Origin of the sequence: Micromonospora sp. CPCC 205739, from assembly GCF_036906795.1 — a bacterium.
Taxonomy (GTDB): Bacteria; Actinomycetota; Actinomycetes; order Mycobacteriales; family Micromonosporaceae; genus Micromonospora.
The window spans coordinates 1-17,400 of the sequence record NZ_JBAKHS010000011.1 but is presented as its reverse complement, the minus strand read 5'-3'; the positions used below and the strand labels follow the sequence as shown (position 1 = coordinate 17,400).

Here is a 17,400-nt window from a genome sequence, read left to right as displayed (position 1 = left end):
GCCGCTCCCGGCCACCACCCAGCGGAATCTTGGACAGTTGTCGTTCGCAGCGAACGACAACTGTCCAAGATCTACGCGCATAGCGGCCAACGCCCGCCAGCCAACGGGACCGAGTCGAGGAGCTGGAATCCGAGCCGGCGGGGCCAGGCCGAGAAGGGTGCTGGCCCCGCTGCTGCGGGCGGCGCGGTTCAGGCGTCGGCCGTGGCGGGCAGGCCGGCGGCGGTGAGCGAGCGGCGTACCGCGGGTTGCACCCGGGTCAGCCGCAGCGGGACGCCGGTGCGTGCCGCCGCGTCCCGCCCGGCCATCAGGGCGGCGATCCCACCGGCGTCGACACCGCCGGCGCCGTCCAGGTCGACCACGACCTCGCGGGGCTGGCCGGTTACCGCCTCCAGCATCACCCGGCGCAACTGGTCGGCGCCGTCCCGGTCGATCTCGCCGCCCACCTCCACCACCACCCGGTCGCCGGTGCGCTTCAGCGCGATCCGGTTGCGGCCGGTCTCGCACTCCGCGGCGCCGTTCTGCCAGGGCGGCGGGGCGTCGGCGAGCATCGCCTGACGCAGCCAGGTCAGCGCCCGGGACAGCAGCCGGGAGACGTGCATCTGGGAGATGCCGAACCGGGCGGCGATCTCCGCCTGGGTCTGGTTGCCGTAGAACCGCATCGCGAGGATGCGCCGTTCCCGCCAGGGCAGCCGGTGCAGCAGGCCGCTGACCGTCACCCGGTCGTCGACCGATTCCAGCGCGTTGTCCGACTCGCCGACCAGGTCACCGAACTCGGCCGAGCTCTCCCCGCCCACCGGCGCGTTCAGCGAGGCCGGGCTGTAGCCGGCGGCCGACTCCAGGGCGGCGAGGATCTCCTCCTCCGGGGTCTCCAGCCGCTGGGCCAGCTCCGCCACGCTCGGCGCCCGGGACAGCTCGCTGGTCAGCGCCGCGGTGGCCTGCCCGACCTCCAGGATCAGGTCGCGCAGCCGGCGGGGCACGTGCACCCCCCAGGTGCGGTCCCGGAAGTGCCGCTTGATCTCGCCGACGATGGTGATCGCCGCGTACGCGGTGAAGGACCCCCGCTCGGGGTCGTACCGGTCGACGGCGTTGACCAGGCCGAGGCGGGCCACCTGCTCCAGGTCCTCCAGCGGCTCGCCGCGCCCCCGGTAGCGGCGGGCCAGCCGGCCGGCGAAGGGCAGGGCGAACCGGACGAGGTCGTCGCGGGCCTCCTGCCGGCGCTCGGGTGGCAGGCCCGCGATCCGGGCCGCGTACGCCAGGGCGGCCGCGTCCAGGTCCTCCAGGCCGCGTTCCGTCGGCGGTGGTGTGGTCGTGGTGGTCTGTCCGAACATCCGCGCCTCCCTCAGGAAGGTCCCCCGCCCGGAATGGGAGCCGGTCGTGCGCGTGGTCGGGCCACGCACCGGGCCGGAAGTTGGGTCACGTGCCGCGCCGGTGTCACCGGACGCGCGAGAGCGACGGCGCACGCTGCACGCCGTGGTCGGGCCGTCGCAGCGAGCGGTGTTCCCGCTCCGTAGGTACTCAATCACGCGACCGCGGGTTCGCGAGGATGTTTCGTCAGCTCCGTCCGGCGGGTCGCCGGGAAACCGCCGGGCGTCGGCGTTTTCGCCCGGATTCAGGTCACGGCCAGGCCCAACGGGGCACCGTCCTCTCGTAGCGCGGCGACCGTTTCACCCATCTTCAGCGGGGGCGGAACGGGCAGGTCGTACGCCTGGTTGCGGAGTACCTCGGTGGCGCGGCGGGTGGGGACCGGCGCGACCGGGTAGCCGCGGGCGGCGGTGCGGTCCAGCGCCCGGCGCCGGCGGCCGAACGCGGCCACGGCGAGCCACTGGGGCAGTCCGGCCAGGGCGGGCGAGCGCATCCCCGGCGACTCCGGCAGCACGTCCACCGAGCTGAACGGCTCGCTGCCGGCCAGCCACCACTCCACCCCGTCGACGCTGCGCCGGGTGGCGTTCTCGCACCAGTAGGGCACCAGCCCCGCCCGCACCACCTGCCACGGGTCGAGCAGCCGGCCGCACTCGACCACCAGCCGGTCGCCGGTCTTGCCGGCCCCCCGCAACCAGCGCCGGTAGAGGTCGGCCACGGCCGCGCTCAACGCCGTGGGCTGCGGAACGGACACCTCGTGCAGTTCGTGGCCGTGCCGCCGGCCCCAGTGCCGCGCCCCGTCGACGAAGCCGGGCTCCACCCCGTGCTCGGCGTGCTCCCCGGCGGCGGAGACCTCCGGCGGCTCCCAGTGCCCGCCGTCGCCGCCGGCCGACCGGAGCACCTGGCGCAACGCGTGCGAGTCGGGGTGGAAGTCCACCGGCTCCAGGCCACTGCTCGGACAGCCGAGCTGGAAGCTGTGCCCCTGCCCCTCGTCGCTGACCGGCCAGGTGCGGGCGTCGCGGACCACGAGCAGTCCGGCGGCGGGGTCGAGGCGGTCGGTCAGGAACCGGGCGTACGCGCGGGGCAGGGCCTGCCACCGGGCGACCAGCGCGACCGTCGCGCCCGCCAGCGCGCCCCGGCTGGCCGGGCAGTGCACCTGCCGCAGGTGCAGGCCCGGGTTGCCGGCCAGCACCCGGGCGGCGAGCGCCGCGCCGTGGTCCAGGGCCGCGCGGGGCCGGTCCACCGCGCCCCGGGACCAGTGCGCGGTCATCTCGAAGCCGGCGGGCAGCCACGGTACGCCGAGGGCGACCGCCAGGTGCGCCGCCGCGGCGTGCGGGGAGCCCAGCACCACCCCGGGGTAGCGGCGACGGGGGTACTGGTCGACGAACCACCGGGCCACCCGCTCGGCGTCGACCTCGGCGGCCTGCTCCGGGGTGAGCGCGACCCGCCCGGCGGCCCGCACGGCGGCGGCGCGGCGGACCGGCTCGGGCGCGGCGGTGAACCGGGACAGCGAGGTCGGCTGGCCCAGGTCGGCGCAGTCGGCGCCGCTCAGCGCCCGGGCGGTGGCCGCGACCAGCACCCGGGCGGTACTGCCCGCGGCGACGACCCGGTCTCCGGCCATGCCCGCTCCGTCGGCCGTCAGCCCCTTCAGCACCTTGGGCACCGGCCCCACCTTGCCTCGTTCGCTCACCACGCGGCCCGGCTTCCCGTCCGGATGGGGTCTAAACGGGCATTGGGGGCAATGGTCGGCCGGACGGCGGTACGCCGGTCGGGGGCCCTCGGGTGAGTCGCCGCCCACCGGCGTCCGCCGGACGCGCGCGTTTCGGCCGGGCCGCCAGGGGCACATCCGACCCATGAGCGCCGAGCACCCCACCGCCGACGCGGCGGCCACCATCACCCCCTACGAGGACGGACCGCTGCTGGTCCGGGGCGACTTCGCCCTGGTCACCCCCGACGGGCGCAGCATCGACACCCGGCGGGGCACGGTGGCGCTGTGCCGCTGCGGCAAGTCGGCGCTGAAGCCGTTCTGCGACGGCACGCACAAGGCGGTGAACTTCCGCGCGGGCACCGACCGGGAAGGCTGACCCGGGGGCGGGAGCAGGGGCGGTGACCCGGGCGTCGTCCCGATGCGCTGCCGGACGGCCTCAGGCGGCCACGGCCACCCGGGACGGCTCGTCGGCGGTCCGCAGCGACGAGCTGCCGGCCGCCCAGCTGTCCAGCAGGTGGGCGGCGAAGAGCCGGTCCACGGCCAGGGCGGCGGCCGCGCCGAACAGCACGTCGACGGCGAGGCCGGGCTCGGTGCGGACCAGTCCGCCGCAGAGGTCGTGCGCGGCGATCTGCTCGTGCACCGCGTCCGCCTCGACGTGCTCGTCGTAGAAGCGGGTGGCCACCTCGTCCAGGCCCAGTCGGCGCAGCCCGTTGCCGTACCGGCGGTTGGGCAGCGAGGACGTCATCTCGAAGGCGGCCAGGTGGCCCAGGAGCGCGCCGCGCAGGCGCCGGTGCAACCCGAACAGCGAGATCAGGTTGTTGGTGGCCAGGGTGACCGCGGGCACCCGGTCGAGGTACGCGGCGTACCCGGTGTCCAGGCCGAGCCGGTCGAGGGTGCGGCGGAACAGCTCGGCGTGCATCCGGTCCAGCCGGCCGTTGCCGTACTCGTCCATCTGGATCTCCACCAGCGCGGCCTTCGCCGGGCCGCCGAGCCGGGGCAGCCCCCAGCTGTGCGGGTCGGCCTCCCGCAGGTGGTAGATCGACCGGTGGGTGACGAACTCGCGGAACTGCGCCAGCGTCGCCCGCCGCTGCAACGCGGCGGCCAGCGACGGACCGTCGTCGGCGGCCACCAGGTCGGCCAGCGCCCGCGGCACCCCGCCCGGCAGCACCGCCGGCAACGGGCCGGCCAGCCGGCGCAGGGCCGCCTCGAAGGCCCGCTCGGCGACGGACCGCAGCGCCAGCAACGACGGCTGCCACTCCCAGTCCTCGTCGACCCCCTGCCAGCCGCGGTAGTGCAGCTCGTAGCAGAGGAAGAGGGTCAGCTGCAGGTCCTCGTCGGCGACGGGGTCCGCCGTGCCGAACTCCGCGCCCAACCCCGCCGGCAGGTCGTGCGGCGGCCGCCGCAGCGCCTCGACCACGGCGGTGGAGACCGGGCCCCGGGGCTGCGGCAGCGGCGCGGGCCCGTAGCGGCGGTCGGCGGCGTCGGACATCGGACCTCCTGCAAGCGGACGGGATCTCCTGATGCCCTGGCCCGGTACGACTAAACGAGGTCCTCCGCCTCCACGGTCCTGCGAGCCTCCATCATGTGTTCGCGGACCCGGCGCGAGGCGTCGCCGTCGGCGAAGACCCCCCGCAGGTCGGCCAGCGCCGGTTCCGGCGGGTTCAGCGGCACCTCCGGGTCCACCACCGCCTCCAGCACGCACGGCCGGTCCGCGGCGAGCGCCTCGTCCCAGGCCGCACCGATCAGGTCGGGCCGGTCGACCCGCACGCCGTGCAGCCCCAGCAGCCGGGCCCACCCGGCGTACGGCACGTCGGGGCGGCGATTGGCGACCGGCCCGCTGACCTGTCGGCCGCCGCCCATGCCGGACTGGTCGCGGTTGTTGAGCACCAGCACCACCAGCCGTGGATCGGCCCACTCGTGCCAGCGCTGCGCCACGGTGATCAGCTCGGCGAGGCCGTTGAGCTGCATCGCCCCGTCCCCGAGCAGCGCGAGCACCGGCTGATCGGAGTGGGCGAGCTTGGCGGCGACCGCGTACGGCAGCGCGCAGCCCATCGAGCCGAGGGTGCCGCAGAGCTGCGCGTTCACCCCGGGCGGCAGCTCCAGGTGGCGGGCGTACCAGTAGATCACCGAGCCCACGTCGACGGCGACCGCGCTGCGGCGGGGCAGCCGGCTGGAGAGCTCGTGCAGCACCAGCTGCGGGTTGACCGGCTGGGCGGACGCCTCGACCCGGGACAGGGCCTCGGCGTACCACCGGTCCACCGAACCCTCGACGGTGGCACGCCACTGCCGGTTCGGTTCGTCGCGTACCCGGGTGAGCAGCGCGCGCAGCGTCTCGGCGGCGTCACCGACCAGCGGCACGTCCACCCGGAGGCGGCTGCCGATCCGTCGCCCGTCGATGTCGATCTGGATGGTCCGGGTCTGCCCGTCCATCGGGAAGTACTCGGTCCACGGGTTGTTGGTGCCGACCAGCAGCAGCGTGTCGGCTCCGCCCATGAGCTGGGCGGCGGCCGTGGTGCCGACCTCGCCGAGCACCCCGGTGTGGAAGGGCAGCCGTTCGTCCAGCACCGGCTTGCCCAGCAGCGAGCTGGCCACCCCGGCGCCGAGCCGGTCGGCCAGCGCCACGATCTCGTCCTCCGCGCCCCGGGCCCCCTGGCCGACCAGGATCGCCACCCGCTGCCCGATGGTGAGCAGCGACGCCGCGGCGTCCAAGTCCGCGTCGTGCGGCAGCACCCGGGCCAGCGGCTCCCCCGGCGTCGCGGTCATCACCCCGGCCTGCGGCTGGAGATCGGGTACGGCGGTCTCCTGCAACTCGCGGGGCAGCACCACGCAGGTGGGGCTGCGGGTGGCGGCGGCGGTCCGGAACGCCTGGTCCAGCAGGCCCGTCACCTGCCGCGGGGAGCGGCCGTAGCGGACGAACTGGTTGCAGACGTCGCCGAAGAGCCGACTCAGCCCGATCTCCTCGTGCGCGCCGCCCAGCGGGCCGACGACGTCCTCCCCGACGATCGCCACCACCGGCTTGCTGTCCAGCTTGGCGTCGTACAGGCCGTTGAGCAGGTGTACCGCGCTGGGGCCCTGGGTCGCCAGGCAGACGCCGATCCCGCCGGTGAACTTGGCGTGCCCGGTCGCCATGAAGGAGGCGGTCTCCTCGTGGCGGGCCGGCACGAACTCCGGGTCGCCCCCGGCGTTGTCCAGCGCCGCGACCAGCGGGGCGATGGCCACCCCGGGGTAGCCGAAGGCGCGCGGCACCCGCCAGGCCCGCAGCCGGTCCACCACCAGGTCCGCAACGGTCCGGTCAGCCATTGCCCCGCCCGGGGGTGCCGGCGTCGACGTAGCGCAGCACCGCGCCGACGCCGTCGGTCAGGTCGGGCGCCTCGTCCGGGGCGAGCACGGCCAGCTCGGCGTCCGTGCCGACCAGGGCGCGGAGCAGGGCCGCGTCGGCGCGGACCCGCTGCGGGTCGCGCACGGCGGCGAGCTGCCCCGGCTCGGTGGCGATGTCGGTCGGCTCCGGGCCGATCCAGAGCTCGCCGTTCGCCGACGGGTCGTCGACGATGAGCATCGTGTCGACCTGGTTGCGCTGCAGGGCGGCCACCACGGCCTCCAGTCCGGCGCCGACGTCCTCCTGCATCCCGAAGCGCTCGAGGGCGGCGGTGACGTGCCGGTCGGCGACCTCGGCGATGGTCTGCACGGTGATGTCGTCCATCGCCTGCGGGTCGGCGCCGCCGGCGCGCGCGCCCGCGTCGGTACGCACCATCACGTCCTGCCAGCGATTCGGCATCTGGGCGGCGATCATGCCGGTGGCCCGGATGTCCCCGGCCAGCACCACCACCTCCGCGCCGACCTTCTCGGCCAGCTGGACGGTGGCCGCGACGGCGTCGCCGGCGTTGTGGTGCCACGCCTCCATGGCGGAGCGCTGGTAGCGCGACTGCGACCAGCCGCCCGGCTGGACCCGGCGCAGCTGGTTGCTCTCCCGGCCGCTGACCTGCGCCCGGCGGGGTACCCCACCGGCGCTGATCGCGATCGCCTCGGCGCCGGTCCGGTCGGCCAGCACCCGGACCCAGGCGATCTGCTCGCCCCGTTGGGCGACCAGCGGCATGGTGTGCGGCAGTGTGGACCAGACGGCCAGGTCATTGAACGGCGGCGCGCTGAGGTACTCGGTGAGCACCACCCGGCCACCGGCGGCGAAGATCGCCACGCCGTAGTCACCGGGCATCGGGTCGTGCCCGCGCACCGCCCGCCCGACCGCCTCCACGGTCACCGGGTCGGCGCCCTGCTCCAGCAGGCTCCCCTTGAGGGCCCGCCAGCGCAGGTCCACCTGGGGATGGGCGTCGTGGGTGTCCCTGGAGGCGTCCAGGTAGACCGAGCACCACGGCCCGGGACGGTCGTAGAGCGGGCGCAGGAAGGACAGCTGCATGCTCGAGACCCCTTTCCAGCTCGGCCGCCCGCTTACCCGCGCCACCGGCGATGTCACCTCGCCGGCACCACCGCGTGGCCGGGGTTCATTCACGTCGTTCGACCGGGCCGACCGCTACCATCAGTGCACGTTCCCGGACTCTCGGTGGTGGCCATGGACAGCGATCTCCGGCTCCGCGTCGTCCATCCGACGCAGCGGATCCTCACCGGGCGGGTTGTCCGGTTGCTGGAGGGGTATCCCCGCGAGGTGCGTATCGGCCAGCCGGTGCTGGTCGCGGTGCTGACCGCGGCGAGCGTGGTGGGGCTGCTGATGCTGCTGGTACGCAGCCTGCTCTCCACCGGCGGGGGTGGCGGCGCCCGGCGCGGCTGGAAGGATCTGAAGAAGGGCCCCGAGTTCCTGGTCACCCCGCTGCGGGTACGCGACGCCGCGGGCCTGCTCTACGAGGTGGAGCTGCACGGCCACCTGCCGCAGAGCGCGCTGCACCCGGCCGACCACGTGCAGCTGACCCTGCGCCGGCAGGCCGACGCGGACCTGCCGCCCCGGGTGGAGCGGATCGTCAACGTCACCACCGGGCAGCTGCTGACCCCGCGCACCGCGACCCTCTGGTCGCACCTGGGCCCGCCGCTGCTGCTCCAGGCGCTGCTCGGCGCGGTGCTGCTCGCCGGCGTGGCGGCCTGCTCGGTGGTCACCGGCTGACACGTTTCCCCGCCTACCGGGCCGGGCACCGGGAGACATGTTTCCCGGTTTCACCCTGGAACACCTCGACGTGGGCCCGGTGCGGCTGCGCGTGCGGCACGGTGGGTCCGGCCCGCCGGTGGTGCTGCTGCACGGGCACCCCCGTACCCACGCCACCTGGCATCGGGTCGCGCCGCTGCTCGCCGACCGGTTCACCGTGATCTGCCCGGACCTGCGCGGTTACGGCGGCTCGTCGAAGCCGCCGGGCGGCCCCGACCACGCCGGGTACGCGAAGCGGGCGATGGCCGCGGACGTGGTCGGCCTGCTCGACGCCCTCGGCCACGACCGGGCGGCGGTGGTCGGGCACGACCGGGGCTGTTACGTGGCGATGCGGACGGCGCTGGACCACCCGGGCCGGGTCAGCCGGCTCGGCGTCCTCGACGGCGTGCCGATCGGTGAGGCGCTGGCCCGCTGCGACTCCCGCTTCGCCGCCCGCTGGTGGCACTGGTTCTTCCTGGCCCAGTCGGAGAAGCCGGCCGAGCGGGTGATCAACGCCGATCCGGACGCCTGGTATGGCGGCTCCCCCGCCGAGATGGGCGAGGAGGCGTACGCCGATTACCACCGGGCCATCCACGATCCGGCGACGGTGCACGCGATGTGCGAGGACTACCGGGCCGGTCTTGGTCCGGACCGGGCGGCCGACGAGGCCGACCGGGCCGCCGGGCGGCGGATCGCCTGCCCCGTGCTGTTCTGCTTCTCCACCCGCGACGACATGGAGGAGCTGTACGGCGACCCGGCCGCGATCTGGCGGCGGTGGGCACCGGACCTGCGGGTGGCGTCCGTCGACTCCGGGCACCACCTGGCCGAGGAGGCGCCGGAGCAGCTCGCCGCCGTGCTGGGTGCGTTCCTGGCGGCCGAGGGCTAGCCGACCGGGGTGAGCGGGCGGGCCGGCTCGGGGACGGTGCGCAGCATGCCCCGCCGCCGGGCCCAGCGCTCGAAGAACAGGGTGGCGAACGGCGGCACGGCGCTGATCAGCGCCACGGCGGTGACGAGCAGGCTCCACCGGTGGGTACGGGCCATCACCAGCACCAGCAGCCCGTAGGCGACGAAGAGCCCGCCGTGGATCGGCCCGAAGATCTTGACGCCGATCTCGTTGTCCGGCGGGCCGTACTTAACCGCCATGCCGACCAGCAGGGCCAGCCAGGAGCACGCCTCGGCGATCGCCGCCGCCACGAAGAGCCGGGTCGTCTTCTCACGCATTGGGCCATGCTAGCCAGCCGGGTCGGCCCGCCCGGCGCAATCGCACCGGAGGCGACGGGGATCACGGAGGCCGCGAATGGGTAGGTAAGAGTCCTTCGGGTCTTCCCCACCCGCCCCGGGACGTGCGAGGTTTGGGGGAGCCAACGGTGACAGGGTGGTGACCATGGGCGAAGACGTCGGTGCGCGGACCTTCAGCCGAGAGGACCGGGCCCGCTACCGCGAGAAGGTGCGCCGGTGCCTGGACGTCTTCGCCGAGATGCTGCGCGAGTCGCGCTTCGACGTCGAACGGCCGATGACCGGGCTGGAGATCGAGCTGAACCTGGTCGACGAGGACTCGATGCCGGCGATGCGCAACGCCGACGTGCTGGCCGCCGTCGCCGACCCCAGCTTCCAGACCGAGCTGGGGCAGTTCAACGTCGAGATCAACGTGGCGCCCCGCCGGCTGGTCGGCACCGGCACCGCCGAGTTCGAGGAGCACGTGCGGGCCAGCCTGAACGCGGCGGAGCAGAAGGCCCGCACCGTCGGCGCCCACATGGTGATGATCGGCATCCTGCCCACCCTGCGCCCGGAGCACCTCACCGCCGAGACCCTGTCGACCAACCCGCGCTACGAGCTGCTCAACGAGCAGATCTTCGCCGCCCGCGGCGAGGACCTGCGGATCTCCATCAACGGGGTGGAGCGGTTGACGACCACCGCGGACACCATCACGCCGGAGGCGGCGTGCACCAGCACCCAGTTCCACCTCCAGGTCAGCCCGGCGCAGTTCGCCGACTACTGGAACGCCGCCCAGGCGGTCGCCGGGATCCAGGTGGCCCTCGGCGCGAACTCGCCGCTCTTCTTCGGCCGGGAGCTGTGGCGGGAGACCCGCATCCCGCTGTTCCAGCAGGCCACCGACACCCGCTCGGAGGAGATCAAGGCCCAGGGGGTACGCCCCCGCGTCTGGTTCGGCGAACGCTGGATCACCAGCGTCTTCGACCTGTTCGAGGAGAACGTCCGCTACTTCCCGGCGCTGCTGCCGGTCTGCGATCCGGAGGACCCGGCCGAGGCGCTCGCCGCGGGTGGGGTGCCGAAGCTGGCCGAGCTGCGGCTGCACAACGGCACCGTCTACCGGTGGAACCGGCCGGTCTACGACGTGCTCAAGGGCCGCCCGCACTTGCGGGTGGAGAACCGTGTCCTGCCGGCCGGGCCGACGGTGCTGGACACCGTCGCCAACGGCGCCTTCTACTTCGGGCTGGTCCGGGCCCTGGCCGAGTCGGACCGTCCGCTGTGGTCGCAGATGTCGTTCAGCGCCGCCGAGGAGAACTTCACCAACTGCGCCCGGCACGGCATCGACGCGCAGGTCTACTGGCCGGGCCTGGGGTACCTGCCGGTGACCGAGCTGGTGCTGCGGCGGCTGCTGCCGCTGGCGTACCACGGGCTGGACCGGTGGGGGCTGGACCCGGGCGAGCGGGACCGGCTGCTCGGCATCATCGAGCAGCGCTGCCTGACCGGGCGCAACGGGGCGACCTGGCAGGTGGAGACCCTGCACCGGCTGGAGTCCGCCGACCACCTGGACCGGCCGGAAGCGCTGCGCGAGGTGGTCCGCCACTACGTGGACCTGATGCACAGCAACCGCCCGGTGCACGAGTGGCCGCTGCCCTGAGCGGCGAACCCTCCCGCCGCCCCCGGGCGGTCAGACCTTGAGCACCACCTTGGTGCAGTCGTCCTGCTTCTTCTGGAAGAGCTTGTAGCCCTTGGCCGCGTCCTTCAGCGGCATCCGGTGGCTGACGACGAAGCTCGGGTCGATCTCGCCCTTCACGATCCGCTCCAGCAGCGGCCGGGTGTAGCGCTGCACGTGGCACTGCCCGGTGCGCATGATCAGCGAGCGGTTCATGAACGCGCCCATCGGGAACTTGTCGACGACGCCGCCGTACGCCCCGATCACCGAGACCACTCCCCCGCTGCGGCAGGCCAGGATCGCCTCGCGCAGCGCGAAGGGCCGCTCGGTCTCCACCCGGCCGGCCTGCTTCACCCGGTCGTAGGCGTACATCGCGGCGTTGCCGTGGTGCCCCTCCAGACCGACCGCGTCGATGCAGGCGTCCGGGCCCCGGCCGGCGGTGAGCCGGTTCAGCTCGTCCAGCACGTCGAGCTGCTCGTAGTTGATCGTCTCCGCGCCGGCCCGCTCGGCGGCGAGCCGCAGCCGGTACGGGTACCGGTCGATGACGATGACCCGCTCCGCACCGAGCAGCCGGGCGCTGGCGGCGGCGAGCAGTCCGACCGGCCCGGCGCCCCAGACCGCGACCACGTCACCGGGCGTGATGTCGCACATCTCCGCCCCCATGTACGCGGTGGGGAAGACGTCGGCGAGCATCAGCGCCTGGTCGTCGGGCACCTCGTCGGGGACCTTGATCGGGCCGACGTCGGCGAACGGCACCCGGGCGTACTCGGCCTGGCCGCCGGCGTACCCGCCGAGCAGGTGGCTGTAGCCGAAGATGCCGGCCGGCGAGTGACCCATGATCTTCTCGGCGATGCCGGCGTTGGGGTTGGAGTTCTCGCAGACCGAGTAGCGGCCCTGCTGGCAGGAGGCGCAGTTGCCGCAGGCGATGGGGAACGGCACCACCACCCGGTCGCCGACGGCGAGGTTGTCCACCTCCGGGCCGACCTCGACCACCTCGCCCATGAACTCGTGGCCGAGGATGTCGCCCTTGCGCATGGCCGGGATGTAGCCGTGGTACAGGTGCAGGTCGGACCCGCAGATCGCCGTCGAGCTGATCTTCACGATGGCGTCCCGGGCGTTCAGGATGCGGGGATCGGGGACGTTGACGACCTTGACGCTGTCCTTGCCCGTCCAGGTGGTGGCTCTCATCGTCTTTCCTTCCCGGTGGCGTTCAGCGGGTGGGCAGCGGCTGGGCGGGACGTTGCTTGAGCTGCTGGTGCAGGGTGATCCCCTGTGGACTGGCGTCGGAGCGGACCACCTCGCCGGTCTCCAGCACCTGCTTGAACCGGCGCAGGTCGTCGCGGATCTGCTGCTCGGGCTCCTCGCCGAAGAGCTTCGCCACCGCGCGGCCGAGCCGCCCGGCGGGCGGGGCGTACCCCAGCTCCACCCGGACCTCGGTGCCCCGGTTGCCGGGGGCCGGCACGAAGCGGACCCGGCCGGCGTTGGGCACTCGGGCGCCGGGCAGCGAGCGCCAGGCGATCAGCTCGTCCGGACGGTCCTCGACGATCTCGGCGTCCCAGCCGACCAGCCGGCCGGCGGGCCCGCGGGCGGTCCAGTGCGAGCGGCGCAGGTCGTCGGCGCGGACAGACTCGAGGTGGGCCATGAAGCGGGGCAGGTTCTCCAGGTCCCGCCAGAACCGGTACGCCTCCGACGCCGGCCGGTTGACGGTGACGCCGACCTCCATGAGGATCAGCCGTTCCCGGGCCCGGCGGGCCCGGCCGGCGCGGACCGCGGCGATCAGGTCGACGGCGGCGATGCCGGCCACGACGGCGGTGGTCACGGCGACCCGCCGGCGCCGCTCACCGCGCCGGTCGGCCAAGGCTCGGCCGAGCAGCGTCAGGTCGGCGGCGTCCCCGGCCACCCGGGTCCAGGCCCAGCCGCCGGGGCGGCGCCCGGCGATCAGCCCGGCGGCGTGTCCGAGCTCGCGGGCGGCCACCGCCGGGATGACGCCCGCCGCGTGCGGAGAGTCGTCCACCCCGGTCAGCCGGGCCACCGCACGCGGGGCGAGCAGGCCACCCGCGCCGAGGGCGAGACTCACCACGCCCAGCAGCCGGGGCAGCCCGGTGCCCCGGCCCTTACCTTCCAGCTCGTCCAGCACCGTCGGGACCGTCTTCTCCACGTCCGCACCACCGTCGCTCGGCCGTGACCGCCCACCGGGACGGCCCGGCGGCCGGAAGCCGCCACGCCTGACGCTATGCCCGCCAATCGCCCCACGAACCCTGAATCGATACGAAACCCGGACGGATCTCCGGCGGTGCCGGGCCGGCGCCACGTCGCGTCCCTCCGAATGCTTGACGTGATCGCGCTGTCCTGGGATCGGGGGCCGCCGGTCGCCGTGCTGGTCGCGAAACGGGGTCGCGCCGTCGATCGGGACTTGGCACCCTCAGCGGATGCAGACGACCGACGACCTCGCCGCCCTGCGCTACGCCCGGATGCGCTGGAACACACCGTTGTCGGAGGAGCATGCCGCTCTGCTCCTGCAACGGCTCGACATCTGGCCCGGCGCGCACGTGCTCGACCTCGGCTGCGGGTGGGGCGAGCTGCTGCTGAGGGCGGTGGCCGCCGGAGGCGTCCGCGGCGCAGCAATGACGACGGGCGTGGGAATCGATACCGACCAGGCTGCTCTCGCGAGGGGGCGGGCACTGGCGGCTGACCGGTCACTGGACGAGCACGTCACGTTCGTCAAGGGGGAAGCGGCGACCTCACGGGAGTCAGCCGACCGGGTCCTGTGCGTCGGCGCCTCGCACGCCTTCGGCGGGACGGCCGATGCCCTCACCGCACTCGCCGCGTACGTGCGGCCCGGTGGCCGGCTCCTGTTCGGCGAGGCGTACTGGGAGCGCCAGCCAACGGCCGAAGCTGTCGAGATCTTCGGGGAGGAGACCGTGCCGCTCGCGGATCTCGTCGAGCACGCCCGTCGCCTGGGCTGGCGAGTCCTGCACTTCAGCACGGCCGACCAGCGCGAATGGGACGACTTCGAGTCCACCTGGCGCGCGGGCCAGCAGGAGTGGCTGCTGCAACACCCGCACGACGTTGCCAGAAGCGTAACCTATTGGTTACGCTTCTGGCGTGGACGAGGTAGCGGGCGCGATCGCCGATCCGGTGCGGCGGGAGATCCTGCTGATGCTGCGCGACGAACCACTCTCGGCAGGCCAGATCGCCGACCGGTTCGTGATCAGCCGGCCGGCCGTCAGCCGTCACCTGCGCGTGTTGCGCGAGGCCGGCCTGGTACGCGACACGGCCGACGGACGTCGGCGTGTCTACACACTGGTCGCCGCGCCGCTCGACGAGCTGGCAGGGTGGCTGGGACGGCTGATGCGCCCGTCGGGCTGGCAGCACCGCCTCGATGCGCTGGAGACCGAGGTCTACCGCGCCCGCCGCGAGCGGCACACGGCCGCCGGGCGGCACCCATCCCAGAAGGAGACCGCATGAGCCCGACACCCACCGGCCGACTGTTCGGCGACGACCTCGTGCTGACCCGCACGTTCCGCGCTCCCGTGGCTGACGTCTGGGCGAGCCTCACCGATCCGGCGCGCACGGCACGCTGGTTCGGCCCGTGGCAGGGCGACGCAGCACCGGGACGCACGATCAAGGTCCAGATGGTGCACGAGGAGGGCAAACCCTGGATGGACATGACCATCGACGCGTGCGAGCCGCCCCGCCGGCTAGCGGTTTCCGCCGTGGACGAGCACGGCGGCTGGCACCTGGACCTGGTGCTGGTCGAGAGTGCGGGCGTGACCGAGCTTCGGTTCACGCAGCACCTGACCGGTACGGAGGGCGTCGGCGAGATCGGACCGGGCTGGGAGTACTACCTCGACGCGCTGGTAGCCTCGCGCGCCGGACAGCCGACGCCGGACTTCGACGACTACTACCCGGCGATGAAGGAGCACTTCGAGGCGCAGCGATAGAGACGCATGTCGAATGACGCTTGCTAGCGCGGTCGGCGGCAGAACAGTGGCGCAACGGTCGAGGAAACGTTAGAGGGCGACGTGCCGTTACTGCCGGCCCACGCCGGCATTCATGATCCGTAAGATCATCCGACCTTGCCTCGGATCGCCCGGATGCGGGCACCGCGAGAATCGACGCGCGTCCCCGCGCTGGCCCGGCCTGCTCTGCCAATCCGAGAGCCCGTACAGTCGCGTGGTGACCATGGAGCAGGTCCGGCAGGCATATGCCTCCGTCGCGGAGCTCTACATCGAGCTGTTCGGTACAAGCCGGCAGGTACACGCCGACGACCTCGCCTTCATCGGGCGGCATCTGGCGGGCCGACCTGGCACGGTGCTCGATCTGGGCTGCGGGCCCGGCCATATCACCGATTACCTTCGCTCGCTGGGCGCCGATGCAACGGGAATCGACATGGTCCCCGAGTTCATCGCCCATGCGCGCACAGCCCACCCGAGCGGTAGCTACCAACTCGGGTCGATGGAAAATCTCGCCGTTGCCAACCACTCCATCGCCGGCATCCTGGCCTGGGGCTCGTTGATCCACCTGCCACCGCAAGATCTCGACGGCGTGCTCGCTGAGTTCCGGCGAGCGATGTCCCCGGCCGGAACGTTAGTGCTTGGTCTCTTCGTAGGTGACGAGGTCGCCGCCTTCGACCACAAGGTCGTGACCGCCTATCGCTGGCCCCTCGACGAGTTCTCCGAGCGACTGGCGCGAGCCGGCTTCACGGAAGTTGAGCGCCTGCAGCGGCCCAGCGATGGCAATCAACGGCCGCACGCCGCCATCGCGGCAATCGCAACCTAAGGGTGAGCTGAGTCGGCGAGCCTCCGTGCTCGCTCATCGGCACGACCGCCCGTCGACCACCAGCGCGCCGGCGATAGGCCGTCACGCCCCCGTAGCGATCGGATCGCGGCAGGAGCGTGCACCCGACGGCGACCCGATCAGCGGCACGTGTCACGGGCAAATACGTTGGCTGGCATCCGATGATCGGGAAAGATCCGACGACGAGGTGACCCAGGTGCGGACTCGACTGCGGCAGCTGCGAATCGGCGCGCGGACCTTCGTATGGCGCGCGGAGATTCATCACGTACGGGGCAGCGGTGATTGTCACCGGTGCATTCGCCTGCGGGTCTGGGGCTCTGGGAAGACGAGCCAGGCACTCCAGGCAGATTTGCTGTCGGTCGCCCGGCCGGCACCGTGGGGAGCATGCGCGACCGACGGCGCCTATCCGGCATCGGCCGAGGTACGAGCCGTCATCAGCTACGCCCTGAAGCACGGATGGCAGCCTGAGAGGCGGGGCGGAACGTTCGTGCTGTCAGAGCACGAGCATGCAGCGGGGTTCACCTTGCCCGATTTCCTTCTGACCGATCGCCTGCGCACGCCCGAGAGCGCAATCCCACGCTTCGAGTCATCCACGCCTGGGAACGTCGTCATCGAGGTTGACCGTCACAGTTCTGCACGGCGCTCCGCCGGTAAGATCCGCTTGCCGTAACAGGCCGTAGGGCGCGGTTCGCGGCAGATCAGCGTGCTCGACCAACGTGTTGTGGGTTAGGTTACGTCGTTCAGTTTGTCGAGCGCGCCGTCGTGCTAGTCGTCGTATCGGTGCGGGCGCCTAGCACCCGCCGGCCCGGACCACAGGAGGCGACATGTCCGACGAGATCAGGCTCAGCGCGGTCACCCTGGACTGCCCGGACGCGGTCGGCTTGGCGGAGTTCTACGCCAGCATCACCGGCGGAACCCTGACACACGCCGGGGACGGCTGGGCATGCGTGCTGAGCCCGGCCGGGCGGATCAACTTCCAGACTGTGCCCGGATACACGCCACCCACCTGGCCCGACCCCACCTCGTCGATCATGATGCATCTCGACTTCATGGTCGTGGACCGAGACGCCGCCGAGGCCCGCGTGCTCGCTGCCGGAGCAACAAAGCACGACTTCCAGCCCAACAGCGAACAGTGTTACGTCTACGCCGACCCGGCTGGCCACCCGTTCTGCCTGACCACCTGGGAGGCCACGGCTACACCAACTCAGCTCGGCTGATCGAGCCGCGCAGACGAAGGCCACGGTGCTGCTCACGGGCGGATCACCGCGCCCCGTACCAGCCCCGAGGTACCCGCTCATCGGCTACTTGTTTCATTGACCTGCGACCGTGGCCCGGCCAGGCTTCGGTTGAGGCGCCCGGGCTGTCGCTCTCATTTCGGCTGCCCACGCTGGTCGTGTGGCTCTCATTTGGCCTGCGCGGCCCGGGCGTCGCCCCAGGGCGGGGAGAGGCTCAAGAGGGGTTTGCTCTGCTCGAAGTAGCGTTGCCCTCCCGGCTCGACAATCCAGGTGGATCGAGCATCGGAGGACGCGG

The 17,400-nt window shown here is 73.0% G+C and carries 17 protein-coding genes and 1 pseudogene; 9 read left to right on the top strand and 9 right to left on the bottom strand.

Translation table 11 applies throughout. The features are described from left to right. Positions 1-188: 188 nt before the first annotated feature. Positions 189-1,328: a SigB/SigF/SigG family RNA polymerase sigma factor gene (locus V6U88_RS17765; RefSeq protein WP_334454372.1), complete on the bottom strand. Its 1,140-nt coding sequence runs from the start codon at positions 1,326-1,328 to the stop codon at positions 189-191. Between the two features lie 281 nt (positions 1,329-1,609). Next, on the bottom strand, positions 1,610-2,980 hold the full coding sequence (locus V6U88_RS17760) for a hypothetical protein (RefSeq protein WP_334454709.1): 1,371 nt from the start codon (positions 2,978-2,980) through the stop codon (positions 1,610-1,612). Positions 2,981-3,212: 232 nt separating this feature from the next. Between V6U88_RS17760 and V6U88_RS17755 the strand changes: the two genes are divergently transcribed. Next, complete coding sequence (locus tag V6U88_RS17755; protein WP_334454370.1) at positions 3,213-3,443, top strand: CDGSH iron-sulfur domain-containing protein; 231 nt, start codon at positions 3,213-3,215, stop codon at positions 3,441-3,443. Between the two features lie 60 nt (positions 3,444-3,503). On the opposite strand, the gene V6U88_RS17750 is transcribed toward V6U88_RS17755, so the two are convergent. Genes V6U88_RS17750 through V6U88_RS17740 form a run of 3 tightly spaced genes read right to left on the bottom strand, consistent with a single transcriptional unit; the run spans position 3,504 to position 7,478 of the window. Beyond that, entirely contained in the window at positions 3,504-4,556 is a 1,053-nt protein-coding gene (locus V6U88_RS17750; RefSeq protein ID WP_334454369.1) for an iron-containing redox enzyme family protein, read from the bottom strand. 50 nt (positions 4,557-4,606) lie between these two features. Then, the gene (locus V6U88_RS17745) at positions 4,607-6,367 is read right to left on the bottom strand and encodes a thiamine pyrophosphate-binding protein (protein ID WP_334454367.1); all 1,761 of its coding nucleotides are present in this window, start codon (positions 6,365-6,367) and stop codon (positions 4,607-4,609) included. Next, positions 6,360-7,478: a baeRF2 domain-containing protein gene (locus V6U88_RS17740; protein ID WP_334454365.1), complete on the bottom strand. Its 1,119-nt coding sequence runs from the start codon at positions 7,476-7,478 to the stop codon at positions 6,360-6,362. The genes V6U88_RS17745 and V6U88_RS17740 overlap by 8 nt, the downstream gene beginning before the upstream one ends. A 144-nt stretch (positions 7,479-7,622) precedes the next feature. On the opposite strand from V6U88_RS17740, the gene V6U88_RS17735 reads away from it, so the two are divergent. After that, the gene (locus tag V6U88_RS17735; RefSeq protein WP_334454707.1) at positions 7,623-8,174 is read left to right on the top strand and encodes a hypothetical protein; all 552 of its coding nucleotides are present in this window, start codon (positions 7,623-7,625) and stop codon (positions 8,172-8,174) included. 37 nt (positions 8,175-8,211) lie between these two features. Further along, a complete protein-coding gene (locus tag V6U88_RS17730; RefSeq protein WP_334454363.1) occupies positions 8,212-9,078 on the top strand; it encodes an alpha/beta fold hydrolase in 867 nt (288 codons plus the stop codon). Here V6U88_RS17730 and V6U88_RS17725 read toward each other — a convergent pair. Beyond that, complete coding sequence (locus V6U88_RS17725) at positions 9,075-9,413, bottom strand: DUF3817 domain-containing protein (protein WP_334454361.1); 339 nt, start codon at positions 9,411-9,413, stop codon at positions 9,075-9,077. The two genes, V6U88_RS17730 and V6U88_RS17725, sit on opposite strands and share 4 nt — an antisense overlap. A gap of 163 nt (positions 9,414-9,576) precedes the next feature. Here V6U88_RS17725 and V6U88_RS17720 point away from each other — a divergent pair, with 163 nt between their 5' ends. After that, positions 9,577-11,055 (top strand): glutamate--cysteine ligase, encoded by a 1,479-nt coding sequence (locus tag V6U88_RS17720; RefSeq protein ID WP_334454359.1) that lies wholly within the window; start codon positions 9,577-9,579, stop codon positions 11,053-11,055. A gap of 30 nt (positions 11,056-11,085) precedes the next feature. Here V6U88_RS17720 and V6U88_RS17715 read toward each other — a convergent pair whose 3' ends face one another. Both V6U88_RS17715 and V6U88_RS17710 read right to left on the bottom strand, forming a co-directional pair. Beyond that, entirely contained in the window at positions 11,086-12,258 is a 1,173-nt protein-coding gene (locus V6U88_RS17715; RefSeq protein ID WP_334454357.1) for a zinc-dependent alcohol dehydrogenase, read from the bottom strand. Positions 12,259-12,280: 22 nt separating this feature from the next. Beyond that, positions 12,281-13,228: an SRPBCC family protein gene (locus V6U88_RS17710; protein WP_334454355.1), complete on the bottom strand. Its 948-nt coding sequence runs from the start codon at positions 13,226-13,228 to the stop codon at positions 12,281-12,283. A gap of 271 nt (positions 13,229-13,499) precedes the next feature. On the opposite strand from V6U88_RS17710, the pseudogene V6U88_RS17705 reads away from it, so the two are divergent. Then, positions 13,500-13,880 (top strand): annotated as a pseudogene (locus V6U88_RS17705) (SAM-dependent methyltransferase); the annotation flags it as partial. Here the strand turns inward: V6U88_RS17705 and V6U88_RS17700 are convergent. Continuing rightward, positions 13,821-14,129, bottom strand: coding sequence for a hypothetical protein (locus V6U88_RS17700; protein WP_334454726.1), 309 nt, complete (start codon positions 14,127-14,129; stop codon positions 13,821-13,823). The pseudogene V6U88_RS17705 and the gene V6U88_RS17700 sit on opposite strands and share 60 nt — an antisense overlap. Positions 14,130-14,175: 46 nt before the next feature. On the opposite strand from V6U88_RS17700, the gene V6U88_RS17695 reads away from it, so the two are divergent. The 4 genes from V6U88_RS17695 (at position 14,176) to V6U88_RS17680 (ending at position 17,087) form a co-directional block, all read left to right on the top strand. Further along, the gene (locus tag V6U88_RS17695) at positions 14,176-14,538 is read left to right on the top strand and encodes a metalloregulator ArsR/SmtB family transcription factor (RefSeq protein WP_334454705.1); all 363 of its coding nucleotides are present in this window, start codon (positions 14,176-14,178) and stop codon (positions 14,536-14,538) included. Further along, on the top strand, positions 14,535-15,014 hold the full coding sequence (locus V6U88_RS17690; RefSeq protein ID WP_334454703.1) for an SRPBCC family protein: 480 nt from the start codon (positions 14,535-14,537) through the stop codon (positions 15,012-15,014). The genes V6U88_RS17695 and V6U88_RS17690 overlap by 4 nt, the downstream gene beginning before the upstream one ends. Positions 15,015-15,249: 235 nt before the next feature. Beyond that, entirely contained in the window at positions 15,250-15,852 is a 603-nt protein-coding gene (locus V6U88_RS17685; RefSeq protein WP_334454353.1) for a class I SAM-dependent methyltransferase, read from the top strand. An 842-nt stretch (positions 15,853-16,694) separates the two neighbouring features. After that, the gene (locus tag V6U88_RS17680) at positions 16,695-17,087 is read left to right on the top strand and encodes a VOC family protein (RefSeq protein ID WP_334454351.1); all 393 of its coding nucleotides are present in this window, start codon (positions 16,695-16,697) and stop codon (positions 17,085-17,087) included. Positions 17,088-17,400: the final 313 nt, after the last annotated feature.

Coding starts and splice junctions, on each gene's coding strand:
- V6U88_RS17765 (WP_334454372.1), bottom strand. CDS start 1,328: ATGTTCGGACAGACCACCACGACCACACCACCGCCGACGGAACGCGGC.
- V6U88_RS17760 (WP_334454709.1), bottom strand. CDS start 2,980: ATGGCCGGAGACCGGGTCGTCGCCGCGGGCAGTACCGCCCGGGTGCTG.
- V6U88_RS17755 (WP_334454370.1), top strand. CDS start 3,213: ATGAGCGCCGAGCACCCCACCGCCGACGCGGCGGCCACCATCACCCCC.
- V6U88_RS17750 (WP_334454369.1), bottom strand. CDS start 4,556: ATGTCCGACGCCGCCGACCGCCGCTACGGGCCCGCGCCGCTGCCGCAG.
- V6U88_RS17745 (WP_334454367.1), bottom strand. CDS start 6,367: ATGGCTGACCGGACCGTTGCGGACCTGGTGGTGGACCGGCTGCGGGCC.
- V6U88_RS17740 (WP_334454365.1), bottom strand. CDS start 7,478: ATGCAGCTGTCCTTCCTGCGCCCGCTCTACGACCGTCCCGGGCCGTGG.
- V6U88_RS17730 (WP_334454363.1), top strand. CDS start 8,212: ATGTTTCCCGGTTTCACCCTGGAACACCTCGACGTGGGCCCGGTGCGG.
- V6U88_RS17725 (WP_334454361.1), bottom strand. CDS start 9,413: ATGCGTGAGAAGACGACCCGGCTCTTCGTGGCGGCGGCGATCGCCGAG.
- V6U88_RS17720 (WP_334454359.1), top strand. CDS start 9,577: ATGGGCGAAGACGTCGGTGCGCGGACCTTCAGCCGAGAGGACCGGGCC.
- V6U88_RS17715 (WP_334454357.1), bottom strand. CDS start 12,258: ATGAGAGCCACCACCTGGACGGGCAAGGACAGCGTCAAGGTCGTCAAC.
- V6U88_RS17690 (WP_334454703.1), top strand. CDS start 14,535: ATGAGCCCGACACCCACCGGCCGACTGTTCGGCGACGACCTCGTGCTG.
- V6U88_RS17680 (WP_334454351.1), top strand. CDS start 16,695: ATGTCCGACGAGATCAGGCTCAGCGCGGTCACCCTGGACTGCCCGGAC.